This window comes from Streptantibioticus cattleyicolor NRRL 8057 = DSM 46488, assembly GCF_000240165.1.
Lineage (GTDB): Bacteria > Actinomycetota > Actinomycetes > Streptomycetales > Streptomycetaceae > Streptantibioticus > Streptantibioticus cattleyicolor.
Window position 1 is genome coordinate 1,698,439 of the sequence record NC_017586.1, and the last position, 17,841, is coordinate 1,716,279.

Annotated in this window: 18 protein-coding genes; 4 read left to right on the forward strand and 14 right to left on the reverse strand. The window is 73.1% G+C overall.

Annotated elements, in window-relative coordinates; all coding sequences use genetic code 11:
- Positions 1-63: 63 nt before the first annotated feature.
- From recO to leuA, 3 genes are all read right to left on the reverse strand, one after another.
- The gene (gene recO / locus SCATT_RS07315) at positions 64-810 is read right to left on the reverse strand and encodes a DNA repair protein RecO (RefSeq protein WP_014142333.1); all 747 of its coding nucleotides are present in this window, start codon (positions 808-810) and stop codon (positions 64-66) included.
- A 96-nt stretch (positions 811-906) separates the two neighbouring features.
- The gene (locus SCATT_RS07320) at positions 907-1,629 is read right to left on the reverse strand and encodes a TerB family tellurite resistance protein (RefSeq protein ID WP_014142334.1); all 723 of its coding nucleotides are present in this window, start codon (positions 1,627-1,629) and stop codon (positions 907-909) included.
- Positions 1,630-1,821: 192 nt separating this feature from the next.
- Positions 1,822-3,594: a 2-isopropylmalate synthase gene (gene leuA, locus SCATT_RS07325; protein ID WP_014142335.1), complete on the reverse strand. Its 1,773-nt coding sequence runs from the start codon at positions 3,592-3,594 to the stop codon at positions 1,822-1,824.
- Positions 3,595-3,919: 325 nt separating this feature from the next.
- On the opposite strand from leuA, the gene SCATT_RS07330 reads away from it, so the two are divergent.
- Complete coding sequence (locus SCATT_RS07330; RefSeq protein ID WP_014142336.1) at positions 3,920-5,053, forward strand: M4 family metallopeptidase; 1,134 nt, start codon at positions 3,920-3,922, stop codon at positions 5,051-5,053.
- Positions 5,054-5,062: 9 nt separating this feature from the next.
- On the forward strand, positions 5,063-5,329 hold the full coding sequence (locus SCATT_RS07335; RefSeq protein WP_014142337.1) for a protealysin inhibitor emfourin: 267 nt from the start codon (positions 5,063-5,065) through the stop codon (positions 5,327-5,329).
- Positions 5,330-5,362: 33 nt separating this feature from the next.
- On the opposite strand, the gene era is transcribed toward SCATT_RS07335, so the two are convergent.
- The 4 genes from era to SCATT_RS07355 are packed head-to-tail and all read right to left on the reverse strand — an operon-like array spanning position 5,363 to position 8,312.
- Positions 5,363-6,307: a GTPase Era gene (gene era / locus SCATT_RS07340; RefSeq protein ID WP_014142338.1), complete on the reverse strand. Its 945-nt coding sequence runs from the start codon at positions 6,305-6,307 to the stop codon at positions 5,363-5,365.
- A 52-nt stretch (positions 6,308-6,359) separates the two neighbouring features.
- A complete protein-coding gene (locus SCATT_RS07345; RefSeq protein WP_014142339.1) occupies positions 6,360-6,728 on the reverse strand; it encodes a cytidine/deoxycytidylate deaminase family protein in 369 nt (122 codons plus the stop codon).
- Positions 6,729-6,738: 10 nt separating this feature from the next.
- The gene (locus SCATT_RS07350) at positions 6,739-7,443 is read right to left on the reverse strand and encodes a hypothetical protein (RefSeq protein WP_014142340.1); all 705 of its coding nucleotides are present in this window, start codon (positions 7,441-7,443) and stop codon (positions 6,739-6,741) included.
- Positions 7,440-8,312, reverse strand: coding sequence for a helix-turn-helix transcriptional regulator (locus tag SCATT_RS07355; RefSeq protein ID WP_014142341.1), 873 nt, complete (start codon positions 8,310-8,312; stop codon positions 7,440-7,442). The genes SCATT_RS07350 and SCATT_RS07355 overlap by 4 nt, the downstream gene beginning before the upstream one ends.
- A gap of 106 nt (positions 8,313-8,418) precedes the next feature.
- On the opposite strand from SCATT_RS07355, the gene SCATT_RS07360 reads away from it, so the two are divergent.
- Complete coding sequence (locus SCATT_RS07360) at positions 8,419-9,834, forward strand: MFS transporter (RefSeq protein WP_014142342.1); 1,416 nt, start codon at positions 8,419-8,421, stop codon at positions 9,832-9,834.
- Between the two features lie 14 nt (positions 9,835-9,848).
- Here the strand turns inward: SCATT_RS07360 and SCATT_RS07365 are convergent, their stop codons facing one another.
- The 4 genes from SCATT_RS07365 to SCATT_RS07380 all read right to left on the reverse strand — a co-directional run bounded on the left by SCATT_RS07365 (position 9,849) and on the right by SCATT_RS07380 (position 13,963).
- Positions 9,849-11,168, reverse strand: coding sequence for a hemolysin family protein (locus tag SCATT_RS07365; protein WP_014142343.1), 1,320 nt, complete (start codon positions 11,166-11,168; stop codon positions 9,849-9,851).
- 12 nt (positions 11,169-11,180) lie between these two features.
- The gene (gene ybeY / locus SCATT_RS07370; RefSeq protein ID WP_014142344.1) at positions 11,181-11,678 is read right to left on the reverse strand and encodes an rRNA maturation RNase YbeY; all 498 of its coding nucleotides are present in this window, start codon (positions 11,676-11,678) and stop codon (positions 11,181-11,183) included.
- A 14-nt stretch (positions 11,679-11,692) separates the two neighbouring features.
- Positions 11,693-12,724 (reverse strand): PhoH family protein, encoded by a 1,032-nt coding sequence (locus SCATT_RS07375; RefSeq protein ID WP_078590646.1) that lies wholly within the window; start codon positions 12,722-12,724, stop codon positions 11,693-11,695.
- A gap of 111 nt (positions 12,725-12,835) precedes the next feature.
- Positions 12,836-13,963, reverse strand: a complete 1,128-nt coding sequence (locus tag SCATT_RS07380; protein WP_014142346.1) for a carbohydrate kinase family protein — start codon at positions 13,961-13,963, stop codon at positions 12,836-12,838.
- A gap of 69 nt (positions 13,964-14,032) precedes the next feature.
- On the opposite strand from SCATT_RS07380, the gene SCATT_RS07385 reads away from it, so the two are divergent.
- Positions 14,033-15,394 (forward strand): family 4 glycosyl hydrolase, encoded by a 1,362-nt coding sequence (locus tag SCATT_RS07385; RefSeq protein WP_014142347.1) that lies wholly within the window; start codon positions 14,033-14,035, stop codon positions 15,392-15,394.
- Here SCATT_RS07385 and SCATT_RS07390 read toward each other — a convergent pair.
- The 3 genes from SCATT_RS07390 to SCATT_RS07400 all read right to left on the reverse strand — a co-directional run bounded on the left by SCATT_RS07390 (position 15,376) and on the right by SCATT_RS07400 (position 17,728).
- Positions 15,376-16,365: an adenosine deaminase gene (locus SCATT_RS07390; protein ID WP_014142348.1), complete on the reverse strand. Its 990-nt coding sequence runs from the start codon at positions 16,363-16,365 to the stop codon at positions 15,376-15,378. The genes SCATT_RS07385 and SCATT_RS07390 overlap by 19 nt on opposite strands.
- Before the next feature lie 82 nt (positions 16,366-16,447).
- A complete protein-coding gene (locus SCATT_RS07395) occupies positions 16,448-17,347 on the reverse strand; it encodes a ribonuclease Z (RefSeq protein WP_014142349.1) in 900 nt (299 codons plus the stop codon).
- A 21-nt stretch (positions 17,348-17,368) separates the two neighbouring features.
- Positions 17,369-17,728, reverse strand: a complete 360-nt coding sequence (locus SCATT_RS07400; RefSeq protein ID WP_014142350.1) for a histidine triad nucleotide-binding protein — start codon at positions 17,726-17,728, stop codon at positions 17,369-17,371.
- Positions 17,729-17,841 lie beyond the last annotated feature (113 nt).

Genomic DNA, 17,841 nt, shown 5'->3' on the forward strand with positions numbered 1-17,841 from the left:
CTTGGTTCTCCTGATTCTGGGACGGTTTCCTGACCGGGCCGGGCCGGGGCCCGGACGCTGACGCTACTTGTCGACGAACCGCAGCGAGCGCAGCCCCCGCTCCAGGTGCCACTGGAGATAGGCGGCGACGATGCCGCTGCCCTCCCGGGCGTGCCGCTCCTCGCACGCGTCCGCCGTCTCCCAGTCCCCCGCCAGCAGCGCCCCGAGCAGTTCCAGGGACTCCGCCGAGGGTACGACGCTGCCGGGCACCCGGCACTGCCCGCAGACCACCCCGCCGGAGGCGACCGAGAAGAACCGGTTGGGCCCGGGCATGCCGCACCGGGCGCACGCCTCGAAGCTGGGCGCGTAGCCGCCCACCGCCAGCGAGCGCAGCAGGAAGGCGTCGAGCACCAGCCGGGCGTCGTGGCCGCCGCCGGACAGCGTGCGCAACGCCCCGACCAGCAGCAGGTACTGCTGGACGGCGGGCTCGCCCTCGTGGTCGGTGAAGCGCTCGGCGGTCTCCAGCATCGCGGTGCCGGCGGTGTAGCGGCCGTAGTCGGTGACGATGCCGGCGCCGTACGCGGCCAGCGTCTCCACCTGGGTGCACAGCGGCAGCCCGCGTCCGACCAGCTCCCCGCCGCGGGCGAAGAACTGCACGTCCACGTGGGAGAAGGGCTCCAGCCGGGCGCCGAACTTGGACTTGGTACGCCGCACCCCGCGGGCCACCGCGCGGACCCGGCCGTTGCGCCGGGTGAGCAGGGTGATGATCCGGTCCGCCTCGCCGAGCTTCTGGGTGCGCAGGACGACGCCCTCGTCACGGAAGAGCGTCATCGCGGGCCCCCGCGGCGCGGTCGCGGGTGGGCCCGGCCGCCACCAGTCGTCAGCATGGCTCCATTGTCGCCTACCGGCGCACGGGGGAGCGCACGGTCACGAGGGGGTGCGGGCGGCGGCCTCCAGCAGGCGCGCGGTGTCCTCGTCGGGCAGCAGCAGGGCGCGGCCGACTGCGGCCAGCGCCTCGCGTTCGGCGGGCCGGTAGGGGCCGTCGGCCAGGGCGATCCGGGCGCCCTGGAGGAGGATCCGTTCCCGGCCCTGCGGCGCCAGGTGCGGGGTGAGCGGGCCGAGCGCCTCGTGCAGCTCGATCGAGAGCCAGGTGCCGCAGCCGTCGACCGCGCCGGGCAGCGGTTCGTCGCTGCCGGGCAGCCGCCCCTCGTCGGCGGCGAGCGCGGCCAGCAGCCCGATCAGCTGGTCCTCGGTGCAGTCGGTGAACCCGGCGGCGCGCACCGCCTCCAGCGCGGCCTGCCGGGCGTGCCGTGAGGTGGCCCCGCCGGCGGTGAGCACGGCGAGGGCGACGGTGTGCACCGCGTCCCGCAGCATCGCCGCGAACCGGCTGCTGGTGGGCTGGTCGAGGGCGTCCAGGGCGAAGCGCTCCTGGCAGACCCCGCACTCGACCACGGTGCCCGCCGAACCCCGGTGCAGCACCGGGATGTTGAACACGGTCAGGCGCCTGGTGCCGGTGCGCCGCGAGTAGTTGCGGTCACCGCCGCAACGGGGGCAGAAGAACTCCCCGTCCCCCTCGGTCTGCCAGACGGTGCGCACGCCCCAGATCCACAGGCCCCGGCAACGCAGATCCAGCAGCGACGGCAAGACCACGGTGCTACCTCCGGCGGCTCGTCCCGGCACATCCCCACGGACACGGGCACACGCGGACGTATCCCTCCGGCAACGGCGCCGTGTTGGAGTGATGTTAGCCACACCGATGACGTGGCGTCAGCACCCCGTCGCCATGCGGTGCGAAAAACCGGTCCCGGCGCTCCCGTGGGCGCCGGGACCTCTCCGGCCGGGTCAGCCGCGGGCGGCGCGGTTGACGGCGGAGACCACCGCCTTGATCGAGGCGCGCACGATGTTGGCGTCGATGCCCACGCCCCACAGCACCTTGCCGTCCACCGCCACCTCGACGTAGGCCGCCGCCTGCGCGGTGGCGCCCTCGGTCTGGGCGTGCTCGGCGTAGTCCAGCACCCGGGCGTCCACCCCGACGGCGGCCAGCGCGTCCACGAAGGCGGCCAGCGGGCCGTTGCCGGTACCGGTCAGCACCGCCTCGGCGCCGTCGACGACCGCCTCGACGGTGAGCGCGTCGGTGCCCTCGGTGGTGGTCGAGGTCTGGGCGCTGCGCAGCGCGATGCGGCCCCACGGCCGGTCGGCCACCGGCAGGTACTCGTCCTGGAAGGTCTCCCAGATCTGGGCCGGGGTGACCTCGCCGCCCTCGGCGTCGGTGCGGGCCTGGATGATCCTCGAGAACTCGATCTGCATCCGGCGCGGCAGGTCCAGCTTGTGGTCGTTCTTGAGCACGTAGGCGATACCGCCCTTGCCGGACTGGGAGTTGACCCGGATCACCGCCTCGTAGGAGCGGCCGACGTCCTTGGGGTCGATGGGCAGGTAGGGCACCGCCCACTCGATCTCGTCCACCGTGCGGCCGGCCGCCGCGGCGTCGGCCTCCAGCGCCTCGAACCCCTTCTTGATGGCGTCCTGGTGGGAGCCGGAGAAGGCGGTGTAGACCAGGTCGCCCGCGTACGGGTGGCGCGGGTGGACCTCCATCTGGTTGCAGTACTCGGCGGTGCGGCGGACCTCGTCGATCTGGGAGAAGTCGATCTGCGGATCGACGCCCTGGCTGAACAGGTTCATGCCCAAGGTGACCAGGTCGACGTTGCCGGTGCGCTCGCCCTGGCCGAACAGGCAGCCCTCGACGCGGTCGGCGCCGGCCATCACGGCCAGTTCTGCGGCGGCCACCGCGGTGCCGCGGTCGTTGTGCGGGTGGGTGGACAGGCAGATGAACTCGCGCCGGGACAGGTTGCGCGACATCCACTCGAAGCGGTCGGCGTGGGTGCTCGGGGTGGAGCGTTCCACGGTGGCCGGCAGGTTGAGGATGATCTCGCGGCCCGCCTCGGGCTGCCAGACGTCCATCACCGCCTCGCAGACCTCCAGCGCGAAGTCCAGCTCGGTGTCGGTGAAGATCTCCGGGCTGTACTGGTAGCCGAAGACCGTCTCGTCGCCCAGCAGCTTCTCGGCGTACTCCATCACCAGCCGGGTGCCGTCCACCGCGATCTCCCGGACCTGGTCGCGGGTGCCGCGGAAGACCACCCGGCGGAAGACCGGCGCGGTGGCGTTGTACAGGTGCACGGTGGCCCGCCGGGCGCCGCGCAGCGACTCCACGGTGCGCTCGATCAGCTCCTCGCGGGCCTGGGTGAGGACGGAGATCGTCACGTCCTCGGGGATGGCGTCCTCCTCGATGATCGACCGTACGAAGTCGAAGTCGGTCTGGCCGGAGGAGGGGAAGCCGACCTCGATCTCCTTGTAGCCCATGCGCACCAGCAGGTCGAACATGGCGCGCTTGCGGGCCGGGGACATCGGGTCGATCAGGGCCTGGTTGCCGTCCCGCAGGTCGGTGGAGAGCCAGCGGGGGGCCTTGGTGATGCGCCGGTCGGGCCAGGTGCGGTCGGGCAGCTCGACGGCCTCGAAGGGGCGGTACTTGTGGATCGGCATGCCGGACGGGCGCTGCCGGACGGTCGCCGCGGTGACGGGCGTGGCGGGCCGGACGGAGTGCTGCTGGGGCTGCGACATGTGCGGGGTGCTCCTCGGGTGTCCGCTGGGGTGGCCGACGGGAGAATCACCGCAACACCGAACTCCGCGGGGAGGGGGTCGGCCTCGACTACAGACCCTCGCCGCGGCAGCTAAGGAGAAGCAGCCCGAAAAGCATGGTGCGGGGAGCCTAGCCGACGGGTCCGCGACCACGCAGCCGCGGCCCGTTTCCTCTCAGTATGCAAGACGCCCGGACAGGACGCACGAAGCGGAAGCTTCCCTCCCAATCGCGGGCATATTGCACTCCTTTTCGGGAATTCCGACTGCGGGCAGTGACATTCCGACAACGGAGTGCGACATTGCCCTTATGACGCGCTCAACCTCCGCCTTCTGCACCATCGTCCCGCCGCACCTGCTCGAACAGCTCGCCCGCCACGCCGACCCCGAGGTCCACCGCCCCGCCCAGTACACCCTGGAGGTGGACGCCGGCCACCGCACCCGCCGCCACGTTCTCACCACCCGCCCCGCAAGCGCCGCGGCGGAGGGCGTGGCCCCGCAGGCCACCGCCGCCGACCACCCGGAACGCACCGTCTACGACGCCCACCACGAGCAGTCGCTCCCCGGCGACAAGGTCCGCGGCGAGGGCGCCCAGGCCAGCGGAGACCAGGCGGTCAACCACGCCTACGACGGCCTCGGCGCCACCTTCGACCTGTACCTGAAGGCGTACGGCCGCCACTCCATCGACGGCAAGGGGCTGCCGCTCAACGCCAGCGTCCACTACGGCAAGGGGTACAACAACGCCTTCTGGAACGGCGAGCAGATGGTCTTCGGGGACGGCGACGGCCGGATCTTCCACGACTTCACCGGCTCGGTGGACGTCATCGGCCACGAACTGACCCACGGCGTCACCCAGCACAGCGCCAACCTCGTCTACCTCGGCCAGTCCGGGGCGCTCAACGAGTCGATCTCCGACGTCTTCGGCTCCGTCATCAAGCAGTACGCGCTGCGCCAGACCGTCGACCAGGCCGACTGGCTGATCGGCGCCAACCTGCTCGCGCCCGGCGTCCATGGGCAGGCGCTGCGCTCGATGAAGGCCCCGGGCACCGCCTACGACGACCCCAAGCTCGGCAAGGACCCGCAGCCGGCCACCATGGCGGGTTACGTCCACACCTGGCAGGACAACGGCGGGGTGCACATCAACTCGGGCATCCCCAACCACGCGTTCTACCTGGCGGCCACCGCGATCGGCGGCCACTCCTGGGAGAAGGCCGGGCTCATCTGGTACCTGGCGCTCACCGGCGGCAAGCTGACGCCCATCGCCGACTTCGCCGCCTTCGCCCGGCTGACCGCCACGGTGGCCAAGGAGAAGTTCGGCGACGGGGCCGAGCACCGCGCGGTGGTGGACGCCTGGACCAAGGTCGGGGTGCGGATCACCGGCGCCTCCGCCGCGGTCCCGCAGCAGTCCGGGCCCGCGCTGGATGAGCCGTCGCCGCACGGGTAGACGTCCCCCATGCGGATAGCGGTCACCCGAAGCGGCGGATTCACCGGCATCACCCGCAAGGCGGAGCTGGACACCGACGGCCGGGCCGACGCGCCCCGGCTGGAGGCGCTCGCCCGCGAGGTGCTCACGCGGGGGCGTCCGGCCCCGCCCGACGGCGTCCCGGACGGCTTCACGTACTCGATCACGGTGGACGACCGGACGGTCTACGCCGCCGACCCCGGGCTCACCGACACGGAACGGGAGCTGGTCCAGGAGGTGCTGCGGGAAGGGGCGTGAGCACCGGCCCCGCCCCCGTCCCGTCCCCGGCGGTCAGAAGCCCAGCTTGCGCAGCTGCTTGGGGTCGCGCTGCCAGTCCTTGGCCACCTTCACGTGCAGGTCGAGGAAGACCGGCGTGCCCAGCAGCGCCTCGATGTGCTTGCGGGAGCGGGTGCCGACCTCCTTGAGCCGGGCGCCCTTGGGGCCGATGATGATCCCCTTCTGGCTGGGGCGCTCGATGTAGAGGTTGGCGTGCACGTCCAGCAGCGGCCGGTCGGCCGGGCGGCCCTCGCGGGGCAGCATCTCCTCGACCACCACCGCGATGGAGTGCGGCAGTTCGTCACGGACGCCCTCCAGCGCCGCCTCCCGGATCAGCTCGGCCACCATGACCTGCTCCGGCTCGTCGGTCAGGTCGCCCTCCGGGTAGAGCGCGGGCCCTTCCGGCAGCAGCGGTACGAGCAGATCGGCCAGCAGCTCGACCTGCTTGCCGCCGACTGCCGACACCGGGATGATCTCGGCCCACTCGATGCCCAGTTCCCGGCCGAGCTGGTCGATGGCGATCAGCTGCTCGGCGAGGCGCTCGGAGTCGACCAGGTCGGTCTTGGTGACCACCGCCACCTTGGGGGTCTTCTTGATCCCCGCCAGCTCCTTGGCGATGTACCGGTCACCCGGCCCGAGCTTCTGGTCGGCCGGCAGGCAGAAGCCGATCACGTCCACCTCGGCCCAGGTGGCGCGCACCACGTCGTTGAGGCGTTCGCCGAGCAGGGTGCGCGGCTTGTGCAGCCCGGGGGTGTCGACCAGGACGAGCTGGGCGTCGGGGCGGTGCACGATGCCGCGCACGGTGTGCCGGGTGGTCTGCGGGCGGTTGGAGGTGATCGCGACCTTCGTCCCCACCAAAGCGTTGGTCAGGGTCGACTTGCCCGCGTTGGGACGGCCGACGAAGCACGCGAAGCCGGCCCGGAAGCCGCCCTGCCCGGTGGCGGAGGAAGGAGAACTCATGTCGCCCATTGTCCCTGATCGGCGAGGATGCTCCCCCACCGTCTCGCGCCGCTCAGGTGTGGGTGACGGAACGGATCTCGCCGGCCGGGTCGGCGAGGAAGACCGGGGTGCCGGGGCCGCCGAGGTCGCGGACGGCGGCGAGGTCGGCCTCGGCCGGGGCGTCCGGGCCCGGGGCGGACACCACGGCCGCCGCCTCCAGCGACATCGCCCCGCTGGCCACCGCCATCGCCACCGCCGTCCGCAACGCGCTCAGCTCCAGGCTGGCCAGCGCCACGGTGCCGGCCACGTAGGTGCGGCCGGTCTCGTCCCGTACCGCGGCGCCCTCGGGGACGCCGTTGCGGGCCCGGGCCGAGCGGGCGAGGGTGATGATCTTGCGGTCTTCGGGGTCCACGGAGGCGGCATCGCTCATGGCCGGGAGCATAGCGAGCCGGTCACCCGCCGTTGGAGGTGAGCCGCCGGGCGGCGGCCCGTACCGCGGCGCGGAACGCGGTGTCGTCCGCCCCGGCCCGGTAGCGGTCGACCACGGTGGCCACCGCGCCGCCCTGGCGGACGGTGGCCAGCCGGTAGCGGGTGACCGAGGCGCCCTGGCCGATGTCGACCTGGTAGCCGATGGAGTCGTCGCCGTACCGGGCGGCGTCCCGCAGACGTTCGGAGTGGATCTGGACGGCGTGGGCGCCGCTCCCCGACTCGAAGTCCGAGCACTGCACCAGCGCCAGGTCGAGCTGGGTGAGGGTGTCCGTGGCCCGCGGGCGGGTGGTGCGCACCAGGTCCTGGCGCAGCTCGTCGCCGTCCTTGGTGAAGGCGACCCGCCGCGGCGTGGCCCGGCCGCCGCCGAAACCGGGGCCGAGCACGTCCAGCAGCGGCTGGCAGGGCACGCCGACCGGGGCGAGCCCGGTGGTCCGCGCCGCGTCGTCCCGCCGTACCCAGCCGCCGCCGGGCAGGTCGGCGGCGGTGATCATCCCCGCCGCCGGCCGGCCGGGCGGGGCGGAGGACGAAGGGGTGGAGGACGAAGGGGTGGAGGACGACGGCGTGCCGGACGGGGCGGCCCGGCCCGCGTCCCGCGTCCCGCAGCCGGTCAGCAGCGCCGCCACGGCCAGCAGCACCGCGGGGCCGGCCACCGCGCGCCGGGGGCTCAACTGGCCACCGTCCGCAGCGTCTCGCGCCGGCCTCGCGGGGAGGTCAGCCGTTCCAGCTTGGCCGCCGTGTCGGTGCCGGGCAGCGGGTTGTGCATCACGATGATCAGGTCGGGGCGGGCTTGCAGGCGCATCTGGCTGCTTTCGAAGGACAGGGTGCCGACGGTGGGGTGTTCGTAGCTCTTGTGCATCTGGCCGCTGGGCATCGCGTCGCCACGGGCCCACAGCGCCGCGAACTCCTCGCTGGCCGTGAGGAGTTCGTCCACCACCGCGCGGTACCCCTCGTCGTCGGGGTGCTCGGCGAGCGCCGCGCGGTACTGGGCGACGACGCTGGCCGCCAGCTCCTCCCGGCGTTCGCACCGGCCGCGGTAGACGGGGTTGAGGAAGAAACTGATCAGGCAGTTGCTGTCCTGCTCGTCGTAGCCGAAGGTGAGCCGGGCCGACTCGTTGTGGGCGACGATGTTCCAGTAGGCGTCCATGATGTGCGCCGGGAACGGCATCCAGGCGTCGATGAGGCGTTGCAGCCCCTCGCAGAAGCTGTCGTCGGCCTCGGGCGCCAGCAGCGGCGGGTTGAGCCCGGCGAGGACGTAAAGGTGCCTGCGTTCGGCCGGGTTGAGCCGCAGCACCCGGGCGACGGCGTCCAGCACCTGGGGGGAGACGGAGATGTCGCGCCCCTGCTCCAGCCACTGGTACCACGAGGCGCCGACGCCGGCGAGCACCGCGACCTCCTCGCGGCGCAGCCCCGGGGTGCGGCGCCGACCGCCGTCGGGCAGCCCGGCCTCCGCGGGGCTCACCCGGGCCCGGCGGTTCATCAGGAACTCGCGCAACTCCTGCCGTCGTCCCGGCCGTTCGGACCGTTCCGCCTGCCGCACCGCGTCTCCCCCCGCGTCCGTCGGCCCCGTCCGGTAAGTGGTGGCCGGACCACCAGCATAAACTCCGGCTCCCCAGCGCCGGCCCGGTCACCGCAGGGTGGTCGGTATGACGACCGACACCACGCTGCGCGCCCTGGGCACCACCGGGACGGCCGCGCCGCCGGGGCCGACCGCCCGGACCAGGCTCATCCTGTTCGTGCTGTGCGCCGCCCAGTTCATGATCGCGCTGGACTTCTCCATCCTCAACGTCGCGTTGCCGGTGCTCGGCCGCGAACTGCACATGAGCCAGGCCAACCTCCAGTGGGCGGTCACCGCCTTCGCCCTCCCCTCCGGCGGCTTCCTGCTGCTCTTCGGGCGCGTCGCCGACCTCTTCGGCCGCCGCCGGCTCTTCCTGACCGGCCTGGCGCTGTTCACCGCGGCCTCGGCGCTGGCCACGCTGGCGTGGGGGCCGGGGGTCTTCCTCGCCGCCCGCGCGGTGCAGGGGCTGGGCGCGGCGGTGATCGTGCCGACCGGGATGTCCCTGCTGACCACGACGTTCCCGGAGGGACCGCAGCGGGACCGGGCGCTGGGTGTCAGCGGCACCCTGATGTCGCTGGGGTTCACCATCGGCGTGGTGCTCGGCGGGGTGCTCACCGACACCCTCGGCTGGCGCTCCACCATGGGGCTGCTCGGCGTGGCCGGGGTGATCGTGCTGGTGGTCGCGCCCGGGGTGCTGGCCGAGTCCCGCAACCCGGCCCGCCCCCGCCTCGACGTCCCCGGCGCGGTCACCGTCACCGGCGGGCTGCTGGCGGTGATCTACGCGCTGTCCACCGCCGCCCAGCGCGGCTTCGGCAGCGCCGACGTGGTCGCCACGCTGGTCGTGGGGGCGGTGCTGCTGGCCGCGTTCGTGGTGGTCGAGTCGCGGGTGGCCGAGCCGATGGTCTCGTTGCGGATGCTGCGGCTGCCGACGGTGGCCTTCGGCAACCTGGCCGGGGTGACCACGTTCGCGATGATGTCCACCGTGGTCTTCCTGCTCACCCTCTACCTCCAGGACGTCCGCGGGCTCACCGCGCTCCGAACCGGGCTGGTCTTCGGGGTGCAGGGGCTGGGCGCGGCGGTCACCGGGATGACGGCGGCCCGGGTGGTGGCCCGGATCGGGCCGCACCGGCTGCTGGTGGGCGGGCTGCTGATCCAGGCGGTGCTCACCGCGACGATGGTCTTCCTCGGCACCGGTTCCGGCGGCACCTGGCTGGCGCTGGCGACGGTCACCGCGGGGTGCGTGGGCCACATGTGGGCCATCGTCTCGTACGGGATCACCGCGACCTCCGGGCTCCCCGACCACCAGCAGGGGCTGGCCACCGGGCTGGTGACCAGTTCGCAGCAGGTGGGGATGACCATCGGCATCCCGCTGCTGGGCGCGCTGGCCACCACGCGGGCCCATCTGCTGGGCGGGGTACGGCTCGCGCTGGGCGTGGACGCGGCCGTGGTGGCCGTGGTCGCGGTGCTGGTCGCGGTCGGGCTCGCGCGGCGCGCCCGCCGGTGAACGGCGGGCGCCGGTCAGGACTCCTCGGCGTCGGCGGTCACTTCCGCCGGGGCCGTGGCGTGCCGCGGCTCGACCAGCACGGTGCCGATGCGGTTGCGGCGTCCGGCGGTGGACTCCGCGGTCAGCCGCAGCGCCACCGGGCGGTCCGGGTAGGCGACGTCCTCCGGCAGCGGCACCAGCGCGGTGGCGCCCGGGATCGGCACCCGGCCCAGCGACTTGGCGAGCAGTCCGCCGACGGTCTCCACGTCCTCGTCGTCCAGCTCCACCCCGTACAACTCGCCCAGGTCGCCGATGTCGAGGCGGGCGGTGACCCGGTAGCGGCCGTCGCCGAGGTCGGCCACGGGCGGCAGTTCCCGGTCGTACTCGTCGGTGATCTCGCCGACGATCTCCTCCAGGATGTCCTCGATGGTCACCAGGCCGGCGGTGCCGCCGTACTCGTCGACGACGACCGCGACGTGGCTGCGGTCGCGCTGCATCTCGCGCAGCAGGTCGCCGGCGTTCTTGCTGTCGGGGACGAAGGTGGCCGGGCGCATCACGGCGGCGACCTGGTCGGTCTCGGCCTCGCGGTTGACGTGCACCCGGCGCGCCAGGTCCTTGAGGTAGACGATGCCGACGACGTCGTCCTCGTTGTCGCCGGTGACCGGGATGCGGGAGAAGCCGCTGCGCAGCGCGAGGGTGAGCGCCTGGCGGACGGTCTTGGTGCGCTCGATCATCACCAGGTCGGTGCGGGGCACCATCACCTCGCGCACGATGGTGTCGCCGAGTTCGAAGACCGAGTGCACCATGCGGCGCTCCTCGTCCTCGATGAGCGATTCCTGCTCGGCGAGGTCGACCAGCGCGCGCAGTTCGGCCTCGGAGGCGAACGGGCCCTGCCGGAAGCCCTTCCCGGGGGTGAGCGCGTTGCCGATGAGGATCAGCAGCCGGGGCACCGGGCCGAGCACCCGGGCCAGCGGCACCAGGACGTAGGCGGCGGCGGTGGCGGTGTTGAGCGGGTGGAGCCGGCCGATGGTGCGCGGTGAGACGCCCACCGCCACGTAGCTGACGAGCACCATCACGCCGATGGCCACCAGCAGCACCTGCCAGGTGCGCGTGAACTCGCGCACGCACACCACGGTGATCAGCGCGGCGGCGGCCATCTCGCAGCCGACCCGCACCAGCAGCGCCAGGTTGAGGTAACGGGTCGGGTCGGCTGCGACGGCGAGCAGCCGTTCCCCGCCGCGGCGGCCGTTGCGCACCGCCTCCTCGGCGCGGAACCGGGAGGTGCGGGCGAGTCCGGCCTCCGCGCAGGCGGCGAGCCAGGCGACGACGACCAGCAGGACGCTGACGACGATCACGGCGGACCGCCGTCAGTGGACGGTCGGGGCCGGGGAGGGCCCTTCGATGCCGCGCTCGGCCCGCCAGTCGTCCAGGATCGCCTTCTGCAGCCCGAACATCTCGGCCTTCTCGCCGGGTTCCTCGTGGTCGTAACCGAGCAGGTGGAGCACCCCGTGCACGGTGAGCAGTTGCAGCTCCTCGTCCATGGAGTGCTTGGTGGGGGCCGCCTCGCCCTGCTGCTTGGCGACCTCGGGGCAGAGCACGATGTCGCCGAGGAGGCCCTGCGGCGGCTCCTCGTCGTCCTTGCCCGGCGGACGCAGCTCGTCCATCGGGAAGGACATCACGTCGGTCGGCCCCGGCAGGTCCATCCACTGCCGGTGGAGCTGCTCCATGGCGTCGGCGTCGACCAGGATGACCGAGAGTTCGGACAGGGGGTGGATGCGCATGCGCTGGAGCGCGTACCGCGCGGCGTCGAGCACCGACTTCTCGTCGATCTCCCAGCCGGACTCGTTGTTGACGTCGATCGCCATGGTGCTCGGTTCTTTTACTTTCTGTCGCCGCGGTCGCCGCCGCGCTCGCCGTTGCGGTTGTCGTACGCCTCGTAGGCGTCCACGATGCGCCCGACCAGCTTGTGGCGGACCACGTCGTTGCTGGTCAGCCGGGAGAAGTGGACGTCGTCGACGCCGTCGAGGATCTCCTGCACCTGGCGCAGGCCGCTGCGGGTGCCGCCGGGCAGGTCGATCTGGGTGACGTCGCCGGTGATCACGATCTTGGAGTCGAAGCCGAGCCGGGTGAGGAACATCTTCATCTGCTCGGGGTTGGTGTTCTGGGCCTCGTCCAGAATGATGAAGGCGTCGTTGAGGGTGCGCCCGCGCATGTAGGCCAGCGGGGCCACCTCGATGGTGCCCGCGGCCATCAGGCGCGGGATGGAGTCGGGGTCGATCATGTCGTGCAGCGCGTCGTACAGCGGGCGCAGGTACGGGTCGATCTTCTCGTAGAGGGTGCCCGGCAGGAAGCCCAGCCGCTCCCCCGCCTCGACCGCGGGCCGGGTCAGGATGATCCGGTTGACCTGCTTGGACTGGAGCGCCTGCACGGCCTTGGCCATCGCCAGGTACGTCTTGCCGGTGCCGGCCGGGCCGATGCCGAAGACGATGGTGTGCCGGTCGATGGCGTCGACGTACCGCTTCTGGTTGACGGTCTTGGGGCGGATGGTGCGACCGCGGTTGGACAGGATGTTCTGGGTGAGGACCTGGGAGGGGGTCTCCTCCAGGCCGTCGCTGCCACTGTCCTTGCGGAGCATGGCGATCGAACGCTCCACCGCGTCCTCCGTCATCGGCTGGCCGGTGCGCAGCACCAGCATCATCTCGTCGAAGAGGCGCTGCACCAGTGCGACCTCGGCCTGGTCACCGGTGGCGCTGATCTCGTTGCCCCGCACGTGGATGTCGACGTCCGGGAAGGAGCGCTCGATCACCCGCAGCAGCGCGTCGCCCGAGCCCAGGACGGTGACCATGGGGTGCTTGGGCGGAACCACGAAGTGGGCACGCGCCTGCGGTTGCTGGGTGGATGTCTGAGTCATGGGCCGGCTCTGTGGCCTGGTGTCCCGCCTTCGTCTGTCCGGGGCGCCCTCACGGGCCTTGGGGTACCAGGGTACTTCGCCGTCCGGCCGGGGTTGGAGGGGTTTTGCCGGTCACCGCGGCCCCAAGGTGCCGCCCGGTGCCGGGGCGGGCGGGGTCTGCCGGAAACCGATGGTCGGCACCGCCCGGCGCAGCGGCCAGGGGCGGGCGGCCGGCGGCAGCAGCTCGTCCAGGAAGGCGTACCGGCGCAGCGCCCCGCGGTCCTGGTCGTCGTAGGTCTTGGCGTGCTGCCACCAGGTGGCCACCTCCAGCCAGCCCGGGGCGGAGAGCGAACCGCCGAACTCCTGCACCGACAGCGCGGCGGTGAGGCTGGCGAAGGCGAGCCGGTCGGCGAGCGGCCAGCCGGCCAGCGAACCGGTGACGAACCCGGCCACGAAGACGTCCCCGGCGCCGGTGGGGTCCAGCGCCTCCACGGTGAGCGCGGGCACCTCGGCGGTCTGACCGCGGGCGGAGTCCACCGCGTAGGCACCCTCGGAGCCCATGGTGACCACGGCCAGCGGGACCCGGTCGGCGAGACGGCGGGCGGCCTCGCGGGGGCAGTCGGTGCGGGTGTAGCGCATCGCCTCGACGGCGTTGGGCAGGAAGGCGTCGCAGTGTTCCAGGTCGGCGAGGTCGGCCGGGTCCCAGCGGCCGGTGTCGTCCCAGCCGACGTCGGCGAAGATCCGGCTGCCGTGGCGGGCGGCGCGGGCCAGCCACGGCTCGCGGCGCCCGGCGGTCAGCGAGGCGACGCAGGCCCGGGCGGGCGGCGGGTCCTGCGGGGCGGCCTCCTCCGGCGGCGGTGCCTCGTGGCCGTGGCTGACCATGGTCCGCTCGCCCTCGTAGGCCATGGAGACGGTGACCGGGGAGTGCCAGCCGCTCACCTTGCGGGAGAGCGTGAGGTCGATGCCCTCGTGCTGTTCGAGCGACTCCCAGCAGTAGTCGCCGTACATGTCGTCGCCGAACGCGGCGGCGAGCGCGGTGTGCAGGCCCAGCCGGGCGAGCGCGGTGGCCATGTTGGCGATGCCGCCGGGGCTGGAGCCCATGCCGCGGGCCCAGGACTCGGTGCCGCGCACCGGGGCGCTGTCCAGGCCGGTGAAGATGATGTCGAGGAAGACCGGTCCGGTCAGGTAGACGTCGGTCACCGGGTCACCGGTGTCGCGGACCGAGGCGAGCGGGTCGAGAACGGGCGGCTGGTCGGTCACCCCGGGCTCCTTCCGTCGGGTACGGGACCGGTGCAGGACACTGTGCCCCAAAAGACCGAGGGAGAAGACATGGCGGCGGACACGACGGCCTTCGCACGCGGGGGCGCCCGGCTGGTGGTCCTGGGCGGCGGCGGTTTCCGGGTGCCCCTGGTGTACCGGGCTCTGATCGGCGATCCGGCGGTGCGGGAGGTGGTGCTGTACGACACCGATCCGGGGCGGCTGTCGGTGATCGCGGCGGTCCTGGCCGAGCAGGGCCGTTCGGCCGAGCGGGCGGGGGCGCGGGCGCCGGAGGTACGGGTGGCGGCCGGGCTGGACGACGCGCTGCGCGACGCGGACTTCGTCTTCTCGGCGATCCGGGTGGGCGGGATGGCCGGACGCGCCTGCGACGAGCGGATCCCGCTGGCCGAGGGGGTGCTGGGCCAGGAGACGGTGGGCGCCGGCGGGGTGCTGTACGGGCTGCGCACGCTGCCGGTGGCCACCGCGATCGCGAAGCGGGTGGCGGCGGTGGCGCCCCGGGCCTGGGTGATCAACTTCACCAACCCGGCCGGGATGGTCACCGAGGCGATGCGCGCGGTGCTCGGGGACCGGGTGATCGGGATCTGCGACTCGCCGGTGGGCCTGGTGCGCCGGGCGGCGCGGGCGGCGGGCGCCGACCCGGACCGGGTGGGGTACGACTACGTGGGCCTCAACCACCTCGGCTGGCTGCGGCGGTTGGAGTGGCGGGGGCGTGACCTGCTGCCCGGGCTGCTGGCGGACGCGGCGGCGCTGGCCACGTTCGAGGAGGGCCGGCTGTTCGGCGCGCGGTGGCTGGGGACGCTGGGGTCGCTGCCCAACGAGTACCTGCACTACTACTACTTCACCCGGGAGGCGGTGGCCGCGGCGCGGGAGGCGGCGGCCACCCGGGGGGAGTTCCTCGACCGGCAGCAGGCGGAGTTCTTCGGCCGGGCGGGCGCCGACCCGGCCGGGGCGCACCGACTGTGGGAGGCGGCCCGGCTGGAACGGGAGGAGACCTACCTGGCCGAGGCCCGCCAGGCGTCCGGCGGCTGGCAGCGCGACGCGGCCGATCTGGACGGCGGCGGCTACGACCGGGTGGCCCTCGCCCTGATGCGCGCCCTGTCCGGGGCGGCCCCGGCCCGGCTCGTCCTCAACGTGCGCAACGGCGGCACGGTGCCGGTGCTCGACGAGGAGGCGGTGGTGGAGGTCGCCTGCGAGGTGGACGAAACCGGGGTGCGCCCGCTGCCGGTGGCCCCGCCCGACGCGCACCAGGCGGGGCTGATGCTGTCGGTCAAGGCGGTGGAACGGGCCGCGATCGAGGCCGCCGCCACCGGCTCGCGCAGCCACGCGGTACGGGCGCTGGCGTTGCACCCGCTGGTGGACTCCGCGGCGGTGGCGGAACGGATCTGGCGGCGCGCTCAGTCGGCGAAGGTGTAGGCGGCCACCTCGGCGAGGCGGGCGGCCTTGGTCTCCTCGTCGAGGAAGGAGGCGGTGAAGGAGTTGGCGGCGAGGGTGCGCAGCGTCTCGTCGTCCAGCCCCAGCGCCTCGCGCACCGCGGCGAAGTTGTCGTCCGCGTATCCGCCGAAGTACGCCGGGTCGTCGGAGTTGACGGTGACCAGCAGCCCGGCGTCGATCATGCGGCGCAGCGGGTGGTCGGCGAGGGTGTCCACGCAGCGCAGCCGGACGTTGGACAGCGGGCAGACGGTCAGCGGCACCTGTTCGCGCGCCAGGCGGTCGACGAGCGCCGGGTCCTCCAGGCAGCGCAGCCCGTGGTCGACGCGCTCGACGCCGAGTTCGTCCAGCGCCTCGGTGATGTAGGCGGGCGGGCCCTCCTCGCCGGCGTGGGCGACGCGGTGCAGCCCGGCCTCGGCGGCGAGCCGGTAGACCTCGCGGAACTTCGCCGGCGGGTGGCCGACCTCGGCCGAGTCCAGGCCGACGCCGTGGACGCGGTGCAGATGGGGGCGGGCGGACTCGAAGGTGGCCAGCGCCGATTCGGCGGACTGGTCGCGCAGGAAGCTCAGGATCAGCCGGGTGGTGACGCCGTGCCGGTGCTCGGCCTGGTCCAGGGCGCGGCCCAGCCCCTCGATCACGGTGCCGATGGGTACGCCGCGGGAGGTGTGCGCCTGCGGGTCGAAGAAGATCTCGGCGTGGCGCACGCCTTGTGCGGCGGCCCGGCGCAGGTAGGCGTCGGCGAGGTCGTGGAAGTCGTCCTCGGTGCGCAGTACGGCGGTGAGCGCGTAGTACAGGTCGAGGAAGGACTGCAGGTCGCGGAAGGAGTAGGCGTGGCGCAGCTCCTCGGTGGAGGCGTAGGGCAGCGGCACGCCGTTGCGGGCGGCGAGGGCGAAGGCGAGCTCGGGTTCGAGGCTGCCTTCGATGTGCAGGTGGAGTTCGGCCTTGGGCAGGGGCACGAGAGATCACTTCACGGGTGCGGGGGCGGGAACGGCTGCCATGGTAAGCGCTTTCCGCCCCGGTGACGTGGGCCGGGTCCGGTCAGCGGCGTTTGGGGAACGGCACCCGGTCCAGGTCGCGGGCGATGGTCAGTTCACCGGTGAACCCGGCTTCGCGGGCCTCGGCGGCGTACGCCTCGGGGTCGGGGTAGCGCTGGGAGAAGTGGGTGAGCACCAGGTGGCGTACCCCGGCGCCGGCCGCGACCCGGGCGGCCTGGGCGGCGGTGAGGTGGCCGTACTCGTCGGCCAGCGCCTCGTCCGGGCCGAGGAAGGTGGACTCGATGACCAGCAGGTCGCAGCCGTCGGCGAGGGCGTGCACGTTGTCGCACAGGCGGGTGTCCATGACGAACGCGAAGCGCTGGCCGCGGCGGACCTCGCTGACCTCCTCCAGCCGGACGCCGCGCAGTTCGCCGTCGCGTTGCAGCCGGCCGACGTCCGGGCCGGCGATGCCGTGGGCGGCGAGCTTCTCCGGCAGCATGCGGCGGCCGTCGGGCTCCACCAGCCGGTAGCCGTAGGAATCCACCGGGTGCGAGAGCTTGCGGGCGGTGAGGGTGAACGCCGGGGTGACCGCCAGCTCGCCGTCGCCGATGACCGGCTCCTGGCGGATCACCGCGGTCTGACGGTAGGCGGTGGCGTACCGCAGGCGTTCGAAGAAGCGGGAGCCGGAGGCCGGGTAGTGGGCGGTGACCGGGTGCGGCACCCGGTCGAGGTTGATCCGCTGGACGACCCCGGCGACCCCGAGGCTGTGGTCGCCGTGGAAGTGGGTGACGCAGATGCGGGTCAGGTCGTGCGCGGCGACCCCGGCGAGCAGCATCTGGCGCTGGGTGCCCTCACCGGGGTCGAACAGGATCCCCTCGCCGTCCCACCGCAGCAGGTAGCCGTTGTGGTTGCGGTGGCGGGTGGGCACCTGGCTGGCGGTGCCCAGGACGACGAGTTCGCGCATGACCGGATTCCGGTTTCTCCGTTATCCGGGGGGCCAGTTGAGGCCGCGTCCGCCGAGGAGGTGGGCGTGGGCGTGGAAGACGGTCTGGCCGGCGCCGCCGCCGGTGTTGAACACGATGCGGTAGCCGGTGCCGTCCACCCGCTCGGCGGCGGCCACCTGGCCGGCCGTGGCGAGGACGTCGGCGGCGAGCTGCGGCGCCTGCTCGGCGAGCGAGGCGGCGTCCGGGTAGTGCGCCTTGGGGATCACCAGGACGTGCGTCGGGGCCTGGGGGTTGATGTCCCGGAAGGCGACCGTGGTGTCGTTCTCGTGGACGATCGTCGCGGGCACGTCGCCCGCCACGATCTTGCAGAACAGGCAGTCGGCCTGCGGATCTCCCGCCACGTTGGCGTCTCCCTTGCGAACCGGGTGGGCAGGCAACGGCGTTGGTGCCGTTGGTGCTTACGGGGCGCATGTTACCGGTCGGGGCGCGCCGGACGGGCGGCGCGCCCCTGGTG